Consider the following 13,529-nt stretch of genomic DNA (forward strand, 5'->3'; position numbering starts at 1 on the left):
GCTGCTTGCCGGACGGGCACATGACACATCAGTGCTGCCGATCGGCCACACAGCCCGGGTCGTCACCGTCTCACTCCCGCGCGTCCTCGAGAGCGGCGAGCCCGGGTACAACGGAGCCCCGCACAGGCTCCAAGCCATGCAACAGAGCCGCGGCCCCCATACCCTCGCCAGCCAGGATCCGGACCATACCCGGGCCGGAATCTGCCCAACTCCCTTCCACCCTGCATTTGCGCTGGTCACAGCCAGGTCGCCTACCACGCAACGGCCGGCCCTGAGCCGATCGGTCCCGAGATGTCCGAGTTCAACGGAGCGTAGTCAGCACCAAGTCCGCACGGAACCAGCACCGGGAAATCCCGTGCTGGGCAGGGAAGAGGAAGCACCCGATCTGGCCCGCGCTACGAGACCGCGCACCCAACTCAATGCGGGCAGCTGGTCGGTGAGCCAGGAGTTGGCAGGCTGCGCGTCCGCGCTCCACGACTCCATGCGGTCCACCGACGACTTCACCGCCAAGCTCATCCAACGCCTGCAGTCCCAGTGGAACAACGGACGGCTGCTGCCCGCGAGGGTCGGTCGCGTTGGAAGCCGTGATCGTACCCGCGGTCGGCGAACCCGATGCCCCGGCCGGTGGCGTACCCGCTCGATCAGCAGGGCCTGGGTGGCGTGAGGGAGGACGACCTGGCCGGGGTGCAGCGGCTGGACGCGGACGGTGCAGACCTCGTGACGGGAGGAGTTCTTCTCGTCGGTGCGGTGCACACTGATGGCCGGGTTGGTGTGCTCGTCCCAGTCCAGCGCATCGAGGGCGGCCTGCGCATCGTGGGAACCGATTCGATGGCCGAGCGGTTCGGCGCGCTGGCCGACATGCACGGCATCGGGGCTTCCTCCGATCCGGAACAGCTCCTACGCATGTGCGGCGAACAGGGCGTCGCACTCGTGCCGTTCTACGCGATCGCCGGCACCGGACGCACCGCCGGAGCGACCACCAACGACCACAGCACGCTGCACTCCATGCCCGCAACCGCGCAGTGAGCGCAGCGCAGATCCGGCTCACGTGGACCTTTCCGATCAGATGGTGACCATGCAGCCGCAGCCCACGGACACCGCCGCCAAAGCCCGCGCGTCGTACGTCCCACTGGCCAGTCACAGCGCCGCCGGCGACCTCATCCTGGCCTGCCCGGAACTTGGAGGACGGGGCTCGGTGAGGTGTTCGCGTCAGGCGGTGGCGTAGTCGGACAGGGCGGGTTCCAGCAGGTTGAATGCTTGGGTGGCTTCGGCAGCAATGATGCGAGCGATCTCGTCGTTGGTGTGGCCGGCGAGGGTGAGGGTCTGGATGCGGTGGAACAGCACGCGGTGGATGGTGCCCAGCAGGCTGGCGGCGGTCTGGACGGTGATGTCGTCGGGTTCGGTGTCGGTGGCTTCGGCGAGTGCCTGGGCGAGGTGGCGTTCGCGCTGCTCGTGCAGGCCGTGCAGGCAGGTGGTCAGGGTGGGGCTGTCAGCGATCATGCGGGCGAAGTCCTGGCCGGAGAACCCGGCGACCGGATCCTGGGCGGCTGCGGTGTCGGCGAACGCGCGGCGCAGTGCGGCCAACGCTGATTCGCCCGGGGGCCGGGCGGTGACGGCGTGGGCCAGGGAGGTGGCGAACTCCTCTTGGTGGTCCAGGGCCAGGTCTTCCTTGCGGGCGAAGTAGTTGGTGACGGTCTTCTTGGCGACGCGGGCGGCGGCGGCGATCTCGGCGATGGTCGTCTGTTCGAAGCCCTGGGCGATGAACAGCCGGGTGGCGTGATCGGAGATGAGCTGCCGGGTTTCCTGCTTCTTCGCCTCGCGCAGCCCGGCAGCCAGGGCGGACCTCTGGGTAGACATGAGCGCAATCTTACCCTCGTAGCATTTTTATGTTGACACCCTTGAGGGCCTCGGGCTATCTTTACCACTGTCGTAAGTTTACGACGAAGGAATGAACATCTTTCGTTGCCCCGTGATCGATTCCATCACTGCGCCTCACCCGCAGCAGCCCAAGCAGTTCCCTTTGCGCGGCGCTGAGCCGCGACGCCCGCCGGGCGACCACAGCATCCGCGTGCGACAGCAAGCCCGGCACGTCCGCGCCCTGCTTCGCCGCCGCAACAACTGACCTGTGCCCCCCACCCCCTCCAAGGAGACCCTGTGCAATTCACCGCCTCTACCGTCTCGCTGACCGTTGACGACGTCGCCGCCTCCCAGAAGTTCTTCACCACCCACCTTGGCTACTCCGTCCAGCAGACCACCGACGAGTTCGCCTCCCTGTCACGGCCCGACGCGGTCGATGTCGTTCTGCTCGCCCGCGGCATCCAGGTACTGCCGCCCGAGCAGCGCGACCGCCACGCCGACGGCCTGATCCTGGCCTACACCCTCGACCGCGGCCTGGAAGAACAGGAGAGGCGACTGCGCGACGCCGGAATCGAGATCACCATGCCACTGCTTCAGGAGCCCTGGGGCGAGCGCCTGTTCCAGGTCACCGACCCCAACGGCGTGATCATCCAGTTCATCGAATGGGCCACCCCCGAACACGACTGACCAACACCACACCAAAGCACTCTTCAAAGTTGACGCCCCATCCCGCCACCGTTCACGAGAGCGTGTACGGCCAGCACACAGAGGGGCCCAAGCTGACCCGGGTCACGATCCGGAAGCGCTACCAGGGCGTGAGGAACGGACGACGACCTGTCGGCACACCTCGCCGAAACAATCCCCTTGAGAGTCGACGAGCCCCTTCGCCGGATGCGCCGACACAACACATGTCCTTGAACAGCCAGCCCTGTTACCCATCCGCAGCATCGCGGCCCTCCACGTTTCGTTTCACTGACCTCAGCCGCCCCTCACCATGGTGTTGGTGTTCAGCTGCCTGGCAGACGCGCCGCACGGGACCGCAGCCGGCGATGCGAACATTGCGGGACGCGATGGGGCCCCGCCCGCCGAGGGCGTCACCCTCACTGGTGTTCGGCCTGCTGCGGCCAAGGCGGCTACGAAGACCGTCAGAGGACCCGCAGTACATGCACCGAGCTCCTGAGCGAACCGGCTCGCCACTCACCAAGTCCCCCAGGTCAATCACGCGCCAAGGCTCCTGCAGTCTGAACCAGTCCCGCATCGCGCAGCAGGATTAGCCAGAGGCGGTCACGCAGCGCTCCGGACTGCGTCTGCAGTCGCTGAACTCCACCCCCCCAGCCGATGAAGGAACCCGCCCTATGCCGCACCGTCCGACCGCTCCGACCGCTCCGACCGCTCCGACCGCTCCGACCGCTCCGACCGCAGAATTCCCCGTCTCCGGCAGGGACGCCGGCCCCTACGGAATCACCTGCGGCCCCGACAGCGCACTGTGGTTCACCATGGTCCACCACGGACAGATCGGCCGGATCACCCCCGACGGCGGCGTCACCTCCTACCAGCTCGAAACCGCCTCCAGCGGACCGTCGCTCATCACAACAGGGCCCGACGACGCTCTGTGGTTCACCGAATTCCGCAGCCACCGGATCGGCCGCATCACCACTACCGGAAACATCAGCTCGTTCCCACTGCCGACGCCGGATGCCGGGCCGTTCGGCATCGCCATGGGCCCCGATGCCGCGCTGTGGTTCACCGAAGCAGGCGCCGACCGCATCGGCCGCATCACACCCGACGGCCACGTCACCGAGTTCCCTCTCCCGCTCTCGGGAGCATTCCCGTCAGCCATCGCCACCGGCCCGGACGACCGGCTGTGGTTCACGATGAACCAGGCGAACGCGATCGGCGCCATCGGGCTCGACGGCGACGTCACCGTCCATCCGTTGTCCACACCGGCCAGCGCACCGGTCGGCATCACCGCCGGCGCCGATGGAGCCCTGTGGTTCGTCGAGATCGGCGCCGGTCAGATCGGACGCATCACGCCGGACGGAAAGATCGACGAATTCGCCCTGCCCGATCGCGCGTCACGCCCCCACGCCATCGCAGCTGACGCCGACGGAAACTGCTGGTTCACCGAATGGGCAGCCAACCGCATCGGCCGGATCACCCCCGACGGCCGAATCGACGAACACGACCTTCCCAGCCCCGCCTCCGAACCACACGGCCTCACCCTGGGACCAGACAGTGCAATCTGGACAGCCCTGGAGATCGGGACAATCGCCCGACTCACACCACGTTGAGACCCAACCTCCCTGGCCGGTGCGACCTCCCCACGTTCATCAACACAGCGCTTTGCCACCCCAACCCAGTCCGCCCAGCTCAGCACCCCCATGCCCGACACGCGCTGGTTGCCGCGGTCGGCGTGGGGGCGCGGCGGAACATCAGCCCTGGAGTTGAAGGGACGGTGGCACACGGCTGGCCGGGCCAGACCTGGACGCTGGCGCGGATCAAGGCGCTGATCGGGCGCCGCTGCCGTCGTACGCGTGAACGCCGCCCGTCAGGTACGAGTGACAAGGGCTGCTTGTTGATGCAGTGAGTCCTGTTGCCCGGCACCCTGCTGCTGGTCGGCAAAGGGCGGCGGAGGACAGCTGACGATGGTCTTGGACCCGCAACGCTGCTTGGAGATCCGCCGATTCCGTGCCCTGTTCGCAGGCATACGTGCACGGGATCCCGAAGTCGCAAGTGTCCTGGATCTGCGGCGAGTTGGACGGGGAACTGACCGCATTCAAGGAGCGACCGCTGGACCACACCGTCTTCCCCTACGTCTTCTTGGACGCCACGTACTGCAAGGCCAGGATGGACCACCGGATCGTGTCCCACACCGTGGTCATCGACGCAGGTATCTTCGCCGCACCGCGTGATCCTGGGGCTGAGGTCGGCGACAGCGAGTCGAAGCCGTTCTGGACGAAGTTCCTGCGTTACCTTCGGGCCCACGGCCTGAAGAATGTCCAGCTGGTGATCTCCGACAGCCACAGCGGGCTGGTGGCTGCGATCCGCACCGTCTTGGCGCGGACAGACCACCGCCAGAGCCGTCCGCGCCCCGGGCCGACGTCGTCCAGGTCTTCCCCAACCCCGCAGCACTCGACCGGCTCGCCGCCGCGGTCCTCGCCGAACTCCACGACGAGTGGCAGGTCTTCGACCGTCGCTACCTCTCCGGAGGTCCCGTGGCCGAGCTTCTTAACCCCAGACCGACAGGAGACGACCGCCGGCTTCCTCCAGCGGAGCCGAATCAACTCGAACAGCGACTACACCACTTGGCGGGACACCACCGCACTGGGCCCCGTGACGCCTGCGGACCCGAGTTTCGGTTCAGGGCCGAAGGGGTGAGAAGTCCGCGTGGTGCCATAGGTCACGGGCCGCCGTGGTGTTCTGCGCCCCAGCAGGGCTGTCTGCAGTGTCCCAGACATGAGGAGTTGTTGTCGGGCCGTCGAGGGGGGACCAACCGGGGTCACCAGCGGTGGCGAAGCCGGCCCATGCTCCCATCATGCGCTGGGACAGCTCCTGGTCTGCGGCATCGGGTGGACCTCCGATGAGGAACTCGACACTTTTGAGGGTGAGGTTACCGAAGGCGAAGGGGATGTCAGCGCAGTGCCAGGGGCGTATCACTCCCTCGGGGCCCTTGCGGTGGCGGGCGAAGCAGGACATGAACGTTCGGCCACCGGCTTGAGCGTGCCGCTCTGCCAGCCGGGTGGTGTATTCGCTGAACAGCAGGTCGCCGAAGATCGCAAGATAGATATCGAGGACAGGGGCATCGGGCAACAGCTTCCGGTAGCCCGGCACCAGGTCGTCCGGGAGGTGGAAGTCCCGGGCGAAACTTGCCAGTTGTTCGTCGGTGGTGACTTTCGCACTGCTGCCGACGGCGTCCATCAGCCAGCACTCCTGGGTGGTGTGGGACACCATGAGGTCCACCGTTCCCGAGGCTCCGGCTGCCGTCGCGGACAGGGAGTCGCAGGGCAGGATGTCTCCGTCGACGACCGGACCGTAGATCACAGGGTTGTAGTGACGGGGCCCGGAACCCGGCTCTTGCCGGTAGCTGTCGACGACACGATCGGAGGCTGCGACCAGTGCGTGCGGGGTCGCGGACGTCAGGCGCGTGGAGGTGGCGGGAATGCCGGCCTCTGCGGCAACCCTCCGGGTGGTCTCGGCAGCGAGTTCCCTTGAGTAGCAAGGGCCGACGACGCTGTGGGCGATGACGCGGCGGAACAGCCCGCGTGCCCGGTCCATCACCATCAGGCAGGCGGCCGAGGCCGCTCCGGAGGACTGCCCCGCTACCGTGACGTTGGCCGGGTCGCCGCCGAAGGCGGCGATGTTCTCGCGTACCCACTGCAACGCGGCGATCTGGTCCAGCAAGCCCCTGTTCTCCGGGTACGGCGGCTCGGCACCGGGCGGGATGTGACCGAATCCTTCAAAACCAAGTCGGTAGTTGAAGGTCACTACAACCAGGCCGGCACCAGCCAGGGCGGTGCCGTTGAACTCGGGCTGCGCGGAAGTGCCGAAGGTGTAGGCACCACCATGGATCCAGACCAGAACCGGCACCGGACCACTGTCGGAGGCCGGAGCCCAGACATTGAGCGTGAGGATGTCCTCGTCGCCGGGCGACCAGAACGGCGCCTCTGGAAGCCGCGCCGACTGCGGGGCTACCGGTCCGAAGTCCTGGCACTCACGGACACCTTCCCACGCCTGAACCGGACGCGGCTCCCTGAAGCGGTTGACCCCAAAGGGCGCGGCAGCATAGGGAATACCGAGGAACGCCACGATATCGGAGGCCGCTCGATGACCCCGAACCAAACCGTCTTTCGTTTTGCGGACATCCACGAGCTTCCTCCACCACACAGGACGTAGTCGGCTGCCCGGAGCGACATCAACTCGGGCATTCCATCGAACACAGCTCCCAGCCTGCCCGGGAGGCAGAGTCCAGCACCAACACCGGAGTCGGACCGATCGGCGACAGAACCCGTACGCGGGTGGGGATGTTCACGCTTACACCGACCGTGCTTTCTCGGCCTCACCGCCCCAGTCGTCGGCCTGCCTCACCTGGCGTCAAGGTTGTCGGCCACAGTGGAGGTCGGAGTGTGAAGGATGGCGTCAAATGCGTCGAGGACGGGGGTGTGCAGGTAGGCGCTCTGGATCCGGATGCGGTCGGGGGACGGGGCAAGGCCGGAGTCGTCACGGGCTTCTGGGCGTGCCTGGCGGAGATCGGCGATGCTGAGGCCGAGTTCGGCGTCGGCGAAGGCAGCTTCGATGCTTCCCGGCTCGGGCGGCTCCAGCGCCGTGGCCTCGATGGCGAAGCCGAAGCGTGTGTTCTCGTCGCGGGGCATGTCCGCAGTGTGTCCGGTGGTGCTGGTCAGGCCGAGGGCGACGTACTCGTCGCCGAGCGCGCGGTGCAGGTGCTGTCCCATGGGGAGTCCCGTGAGGTGGCCGTTGAAGGAGACCGGTGTCTTCTGGATGTGGGCGTTGTGGGCTGCCAGCACGACGCGGGTCCCGGGTGCGAAGCGCTCCAGGTGCCACAGGACCGACTGGGCCATGTAGGCATCGCGGGCCGAGGTGTCCGCGGTCAGCCCTTCGCCGGCGAAGAGGTCGGCCATGGCACGGAAGGTGTAGTCGGCGCGGCAGGCGCCTTCGAGTCGGCGCACGGCGATGTCGTAACTGTGCTGGTCGCCGCGGGAGACGTACAGCGGTTCGAGGGAACGGAACCGGATGAGCAGACGAGCCAAGGTCGCGCTGAGGGCGTCCTGTTCGGCGCCGGCCAGGCGTGCCCACGCGGGCGCGGCGTCAGCCGCGGAGCCGCCGGCGAAGATTTCGCCGATCCGTATCGCCTCCTGGAGCGCCGGCAGGGTTTCGGGGTCGATATGGCGCAGGTAGTCGGCGACGGGGGCCAGGGCGGGGAGCAAGGACCCGCCAGCCGCTGGGATGTCGATGCCGGCGAAGCGCACCGGTGGTGAGGCCGTGCGGTTGTGTCGGCGCATCCAGCGCAGCGGCTCGTCGACTCCCACGGGGATCGCTTCGGTGAGGTGAGCCGACAAGTCGTCGTCTGTTCCCTCGCCTTGGGCCCAGGCGTCGAGGGTGAAGCCTTCGCTGAAGCCGTATTCGAAGGCCAGGACAGCGAAGCCGCAGCGTTCGGCCAGGAACCGCAGGATGCGCTCGCGCATGAGGGTGAACTCGTGGATGAAGTGGGAACTTTCACCGATCGCGACGACACGTGCGTCGCCGATGACGGCGCACAGCGGCTCCAGATCGTCGAGTGGCGCCTCACGGTCGAGGTGAGTGAGAGGGACGGCATGGGCGCGAAGCCAGTCGGCGAACGGGTTGTGGTTGTGGTGCGGTGAAGCAGGCATGCTGAGGGCTCGATTCCGAGGTGCTGGATATCTGAAACGGGAGTCGTATGTTGGTCGGCGGTTTCCGAGATCTCGAATGTGCTGCGCGGTGGCGAGCCGAGGTCTGGATCTCCTGATCTCACCATGTGTAGACCAGCGTGAGTACGTGGACCTCGCGCTCCATCGCGTGCCCGGTGATCCCGGCAAGTTCTCCCGTCCCGGAGTGCGGGACGATACTTCCTTCGCTGCTCTGGTTGGGTCCATCGGCCAGCCCCCAGTGCTGGATGACGAAGGTGCCCTGGCGGCCGTCGAGGGTGCCTTCGATTCGCTCCGAGGCGACGTAGCCACCGCCGGCGCTGCCTTGGGCCGTAAGCACCTCGGCGACACCCGTTCCTTCGATCACGCCCTGGTAGCGCTTCCGGATCGTGACCCGGGTCAGCTTGGGTCCCCCGGTCTGCTGGCCGTACACGCTCTCGTCAAACTCGACGATCTCGAACTTGGCCTTGACGGTGCGCTCTACCTGCTGGTCGGTCATGATGGCTCGACTCCGGGGTGCTGGAACTGTGAAGTGTGGGAACGTGAGTGGATCACCGAAGCGGCGGCGCGGCGTTCTCCAGGTCGTCGATGGTGCCGGACATGATCGTGCGGATGTGTTCGGTGATGTGCTGCAGCGGCCAGTCCCACCAGGCCAGGGCCAGCAGGCGGTCGATGTCGGCGTCGCTGTGGCGGCGGCGGACGAGACGGGCGGGGTTGCCCCCGACGATGCCGTAGTCCGGGACGTCGTCCACGACGACGGAGCCGGAAGCGATGATCGCTCCGTGGCCGATACGGACGCCGGGCATCACCATGGCCCGGTAGCCGAACCAGACGTCATGACCCACCACGGTGTCACCTCGCCCGGGCAGGCCGGTGATGAGGTCGAAGTGCTCGGTCCAGGAACCACCCATGATCGGGAAGGGAAACGTCGAGGGCCCGTCCATACGGTGGTTGGCGCCGTTCATGATGAACCGCACCCCCTCGCCCAGCGCGCAGAACTTGCCGATGATCAGTTTCTCCGGCCCGTAGTGGTACAGCACATTGCGGGTCTCGAAAGCGGTCGGATCGTCCGGGTCGTCGTAGTAGGAGAACTCTCCGACCTCGATCAACGGCGAGGTGATCAGTGGTTTCAGCAGCACCACCCGCGGCTGCTCGGGCATCGGATGGACCACGGTCGGGTCGGCGGAAACAGGTGGCATCACAGTGATCTTCTTTCTGACGGTATGTGTGTAGGTCCAGCCTTGGTGGCGGACTCGGAGTCGCCTGCATGGCAGCCGCCGCGGGCGCGTGTCGGCTTGGCATACCCGCTCTGTTCGGCGGCAGACCCGGTAGGCATTCCAACCGCGGTGCGCCCTCAGCTGACGGCAGCGCCGAACCACTGGGGCAGCCGGCTGAGCAGATCCTGCTGGTCTTCACCGACCCACACCACATGGCCGTCCGGCCGCAGCAGCACCGCGGGCGCGTCCAGTTCCTCGCTGACGTCGACGATGTGGTCGACGCGATCCGCCCAGCCCGCCACCGTGAGCCGACCGGTCTGGTCGAGCAGCAGTCCGCGGGCGTCGTGCATCAGCTCGTAGAGACGCCCCTGCTTCAGTGTGACGTCCCGTATCCGCCGGCCGAACAGTTCGTGGCCGTCGCCGAAGTCGTAGCGGACATCGACGGCGGTGACGGTCCCGGTGATGTATCGATTCACCTCCTCGAAGTCCAGCAGCTTCGAGAACAGCTCCCGCAACGCGGTCGTACCTGGATCGGTTCCCAGCAGCGCGATGTGCGCGCGGGTGTTCTCCAGCACGCGGGCGCCCACCGGGTGCCGTTCGGCGTGGTAGGTGTCCAGCAGCCCCTCCGGCGCCCAGCCGCCCACCTCGGCGGCCAGTTTCCAGCCGAGGTTGAATGCGTCCTGGATGCCGAGGTTGAGCCCTTGCCCGCCGGTCGGCGGGTGGATGTGCGCCGCGTCGCCTGCCAGCAGCACCCGGCCGGTCCGGTAGCGCTCGGCCTGACGGGTGGCGTCGCCGAACCGGGACAGCCAGCGCGGCGAATGCACGCCGAAGTCGGTACCCGCGACGGCCCGCAGCTGCTGCCTGAACTCCTCAAGGGACGGCGCGGTCGCACGGTCCTCGGCCACACCGTCGGCGGGCACGACCAAGCGGTACACCCCGTCCCCGTTGGCGCTGACGCCGAACCGCAGGTGGGTCTTGCGGACCTCCGCGACGGTTGCGGCAACCGTCGCCGGATCCTCCGACACCTCCATCTCCCCGAGCAACGTCTCGACCTTGGCGGGCTCACCGGGGAAGCCGACGCCGAGCAGCTTGCGCACCGTGCTGCGGCCGCCGTCGCAGCCGACGAGGTAGCGCGAGCGCAGGTGCATGCCGTCCGCCAGCTCGACGGTCGCCCCGTCCCCGTCCTGGCTCACCCCGGCCACTTCGCGGCCGCGCCGGATCTCGGCACCGAGTTCGACGGCGCGCTCGTACAGCAGCCGCTCGGTGACCGGCTGCGGGGTGGCGAGGCCGAACGGGTGAGCCGTGTCCAACCGCATCGGCCACGACTTGGCTATGCCGCCGAAAAGACCGCCGACCTGGAACTTCTCGCTGACCGCGAGGAAGCGGTCCAGCAGGCCGCGCTGGTCCATCAGCTCGACGCTGCGCGCGTGCAGGCCCTGTCCACGGGACTGCTCGATCGGCTCGGTCAACCTCTCCAGCACGACCACACGCACACCGTGCAGCCGCAACTCGCAGGCCAGCATCAAGCCGGTCGGTCCGCCGCCGACCACGATGACGTCAATCATGAAATCCCCGTTCAACAAGATCGTCACCGCGTCGGCGAAGCCGCGACGCTGCCGCGCCGTTCGGCTCTTGAACAACATCACGACCTCTTGCCCCTGGTCCCCCGGATCAGGTGGTTGGTGATCAGCTTGCTAGGCGGTGACCGGGGGCGGCAACGCGGAGTTCGGGAACGCAGCGTTAAGCGATAGGTTTACGTTCGAGGGAGGGGTGATGGAGCTCAGGGACATCGAGATCTTCTTGGCGCTCGCCGAGGAACTGCACTTCGGCCGGACGGCGGAGCGGCTTCACATCACCGCGGCCAGGGTCAGCCAGTCGATCCGCAAGGCCGAGCGCCGCGTCGGCGGGCTGCTGTTCGAGCGCACCAGTCGCACCGTACGGCTCACGGTGCTGGGCGAACAGCTCCGGCAGGACCTGTCAGCCGGCTACCGGCAGATCACGGACGGCATCGCGAAGGCACGTGCCGCCGCAGGCGCCGTGTCAGGGACGCTGACCCTGGGAACCATGGGGCCGATGGCGCGCACCATCAAGCCCGTCCTCGACCTGTTCGCATCCACTCACCCCAACGTGAACCTGCGTCACCGGGAAGTCCAACCACCGGCGCCGCTGGACCTGTTGCGCTCGGGCGATGCCGACGTGGCACTGCTGTATCTACCCATCCACGAGCCAGATCTGACCGTCGGCCCCGTCGTGCACGTCTCCGACGTCCTCCTGATGCTGTCAACCGGCCATCCCTATGCCGAACGCGAGTCGATCTGCCTGGAGGACCTCGGCGACCACTGCGCGTTCCTGCCCGGGCGGCTTCCCGCTTCCATGGAAGCCGCGTTCCAACCGTTCCATACTCCTTCCGGCCGCCCGATCGCCCGCGCTCCGCGGCGGCCCTCCACCTGGCACGAGGCGCTCGACCTCGTCACGACCGGACACGGCGTTCTAGGTGTGGCACGAGATGCCGCTCACTTCTATCCCTGGCCCGGCCTCACCTTCATCCCCGTCCAAGACATGCCACCGGTACGTTGGGGTCTGGTATGGCGGACCGCCGACGAGAGCCCGCTCATCCGCGCCCTCAGCTACGCGGCTACGAAGTCGCACCAGCGTGCCGGGACATAGACGGTCGGTGACGGTAACAACGCCGCGCCCGCGCTCGCATCAGCCGATGTCGGCGTCGCTATGGGCACACCTGCGGCGATTGACGTCATTCGATTCGGGCTGCACCGGCCCTGCGGAAAATCCGCCAGGACTTCAAGCGTGCGACGCCGCGCTCGACCGGTGCCCGTGCCGCGGACAGCCCACGGTTGACGGTTTACTGGGTTGGTGTGAGTTCGCGGCCCGGCGGGCGTCTGAGGGGTGTCGTCACCCACGAGCCAGCTCCCATGTAGGCCCGGTCGGCGAGGATCGGGATGCCCTGGCGCTCACAGATACGGATGATCCGGTGGGTGCGGGCCGCCGTCAGATCGTGGGCGCGGCCCGGGCAGGGCGGGTGAGATCCACTGCAACCGCCCGGCCGGTTCGGTCACCTGCGTGCCGGCGGTGCTTGTGGGAGTCATCGGCGCGGCTGTCGCCGACCCGGTCGCACTCCGCAAGGGTGCCATCCAGCAGGACATAGTCGTGGTCGGATTCGCGCAGCGCGCGCAGCAGGCCCGGGGCTCGATCAACGAACAGGCCGATCACCGTGACCATGTAAGCGTAGGCAGTGCCGACGGAGATACCGAAGCCGGCGGCAAGCTGCGCGAGAGTGTCGTGCCGGCGCAGGTACACCAGGCCGGCCAGAGCACGCTGGTGCGGCGGGAGCTTGCAGCGGCGGTCACCCTCACGGGTGACGATGAGCATGGTGACCCCTTAAAGAGCCATCTCATTTGGCGAGTCTGTGGTAGCAGATGAGGGTGCAGGCGATGCTGGTGAAGGCCAGGAAGTGTTCGGCTTTGCGTTCGTAGCGGCGGTGCGGGCGGCGGCACCCGGCGAGCCAGGCCATGGTGCGTTCGATCGTCCAGCGGTGACGGCCCAGCCGTGTGGAGGACTCGATGCCTTTGCGGGCGATGCGATGTCGGATGCCGCGGCTGCGTAACCATCGGCGCAGGTGGTTGTAGTCGTAGCCCTTGTCGCCGTGGAGTTTGGCGGGCCGCCGCCGACGCGGCCCGCGCCGGGAGCGAATGGGTGGGATACCTCGCACGAGCGGTTCGAGAGCCTGGCTGTCGTGCATGTTCGCACCGGATATCCCGACGGACAGGGGCAGCCCGGTCCGCTCGGTGATCAAGTGGATCTTTGAACCGTACTTGCCGCGATCCACCGGATTCGGACCCGTCAGGTCCCCCTTTCCAGGGCTCGCATGTTCAGCGAGTCGATCGCGCAGCGAGACCAGTCCAGTTCACCGCGGGAGCCGAGTTCGTCGAGGACCAGGCGATGAAGCTTCGCCCATACCCGGGCCCTCGACCACTCGGCGAAACGCCGGTGAGCCGTGGCCCCTGAAGGGCCGAACGAGGCGGACGGCAGCTGCTGC

10 protein-coding genes and 3 pseudogenes are annotated in these 13,529 nt (G+C 67.4%); 5 read left to right on the top strand and 8 right to left on the bottom strand.

The annotated features are described in order from the left end of the window. Positions 1 to 624: 624 nt before the first annotated feature. On the top strand, positions 625 to 1,026 hold the full coding sequence (locus IE277_RS49360; RefSeq protein ID WP_189959228.1) for a hypothetical protein: 402 nt from the start codon (positions 625 to 627) through the stop codon (positions 1,024 to 1,026). Between the two features lie 183 nt (positions 1,027 to 1,209). Here the strand turns inward: IE277_RS49360 and IE277_RS43405 are convergent, their stop codons facing one another. Continuing rightward, positions 1,210 to 1,857 (bottom strand): TetR/AcrR family transcriptional regulator, encoded by a 648-nt coding sequence (locus tag IE277_RS43405; protein ID WP_189959229.1) that lies wholly within the window; start codon positions 1,855 to 1,857, stop codon positions 1,210 to 1,212. Positions 1,858 to 2,154: 297 nt separating this feature from the next. On the opposite strand from IE277_RS43405, the gene IE277_RS43410 reads away from it, so the two are divergent. From IE277_RS43410 to IE277_RS43420, 3 genes and pseudogenes are all read left to right on the top strand, one after another. Further along, the gene (locus tag IE277_RS43410; RefSeq protein WP_189959230.1) at positions 2,155 to 2,544 is read left to right on the top strand and encodes a VOC family protein; all 390 of its coding nucleotides are present in this window, start codon (positions 2,155 to 2,157) and stop codon (positions 2,542 to 2,544) included. Positions 2,545 to 3,212: 668 nt separating this feature from the next. Next, positions 3,213 to 4,148, top strand: a complete 936-nt coding sequence (locus IE277_RS43415; protein WP_229882467.1) for a Vgb family protein — start codon at positions 3,213 to 3,215, stop codon at positions 4,146 to 4,148. A 424-nt stretch (positions 4,149 to 4,572) separates the two neighbouring features. Beyond that, positions 4,573 to 5,060, top strand: a pseudogene (locus tag IE277_RS43420) (transposase); the annotation flags it as partial. Positions 5,061 to 5,217: 157 nt separating this feature from the next. On the opposite strand, the gene IE277_RS43425 reads toward IE277_RS43420, so the two are convergent. The 5 genes from IE277_RS43425 to rox form a co-directional block, all read right to left on the bottom strand. Then, positions 5,218 to 6,723 (bottom strand): carboxylesterase/lipase family protein, encoded by a 1,506-nt coding sequence (locus IE277_RS43425; protein WP_189959231.1) that lies wholly within the window; start codon positions 6,721 to 6,723, stop codon positions 5,218 to 5,220. Positions 6,724 to 6,938: 215 nt separating this feature from the next. Next, complete coding sequence (locus IE277_RS43430) at positions 6,939 to 8,243, bottom strand: erythromycin esterase family protein (protein ID WP_189959232.1); 1,305 nt, start codon at positions 8,241 to 8,243, stop codon at positions 6,939 to 6,941. Between the two features lie 118 nt (positions 8,244 to 8,361). Further along, positions 8,362 to 8,757, bottom strand: coding sequence for a DUF3224 domain-containing protein (locus IE277_RS43435; RefSeq protein ID WP_189959233.1), 396 nt, complete (start codon positions 8,755 to 8,757; stop codon positions 8,362 to 8,364). A 52-nt stretch (positions 8,758 to 8,809) separates the two neighbouring features. Next, the gene (locus IE277_RS43440; protein WP_189959234.1) at positions 8,810 to 9,457 is read right to left on the bottom strand and encodes a CatB-related O-acetyltransferase; all 648 of its coding nucleotides are present in this window, start codon (positions 9,455 to 9,457) and stop codon (positions 8,810 to 8,812) included. 155 nt (positions 9,458 to 9,612) lie between these two features. Further along, positions 9,613 to 11,040, bottom strand: coding sequence for a rifampin monooxygenase (rox, locus tag IE277_RS43445; protein ID WP_189959235.1), 1,428 nt, complete (start codon positions 11,038 to 11,040; stop codon positions 9,613 to 9,615). A 136-nt stretch (positions 11,041 to 11,176) separates the two neighbouring features. On the opposite strand from rox, the gene IE277_RS43450 reads away from it, so the two are divergent. Next, a complete protein-coding gene (locus IE277_RS43450; protein ID WP_229882468.1) occupies positions 11,177 to 12,142 on the top strand; it encodes a LysR family transcriptional regulator in 966 nt (321 codons plus the stop codon). A 65-nt stretch (positions 12,143 to 12,207) separates the two neighbouring features. On the opposite strand, the pseudogene IE277_RS43455 reads toward IE277_RS43450, so the two are convergent. Continuing rightward, a pseudogene (locus IE277_RS43455) lies at positions 12,208 to 12,862 on the bottom strand (transposase); the annotation flags it as partial. A 22-nt stretch (positions 12,863 to 12,884) separates the two neighbouring features. Beyond that, positions 12,885 to 13,529: pseudogene (locus tag IE277_RS43460) on the bottom strand (IS5 family transposase); the annotation flags it as partial.

Origin of the sequence: Streptomyces alanosinicus (assembly GCF_014650595.1) — a bacterium.
Taxonomy (GTDB): domain Bacteria; phylum Actinomycetota; class Actinomycetes; order Streptomycetales; family Streptomycetaceae; genus Streptomyces; species Streptomyces alanosinicus.

Coding starts and splice junctions, on each gene's coding strand:
- IE277_RS43405 (WP_189959229.1), bottom strand. CDS start 1,857: ATGTCTACCCAGAGGTCCGCCCTGGCTGCCGGGCTGCGCGAGGCGAAG.
- IE277_RS43415 (WP_229882467.1), top strand. CDS start 3,213: ATGCCGCACCGTCCGACCGCTCCGACCGCTCCGACCGCTCCGACCGCT.
- IE277_RS43430 (WP_189959232.1), bottom strand. CDS start 8,243: ATGCCTGCTTCACCGCACCACAACCACAACCCGTTCGCCGACTGGCTT.
- IE277_RS43435 (WP_189959233.1), bottom strand. CDS start 8,757: ATGACCGACCAGCAGGTAGAGCGCACCGTCAAGGCCAAGTTCGAGATC.
- IE277_RS43440 (WP_189959234.1), bottom strand. CDS start 9,457: ATGCCACCTGTTTCCGCCGACCCGACCGTGGTCCATCCGATGCCCGAG.
- rox (WP_189959235.1), bottom strand. CDS start 11,040: ATGATTGACGTCATCGTGGTCGGCGGCGGACCGACCGGCTTGATGCTG.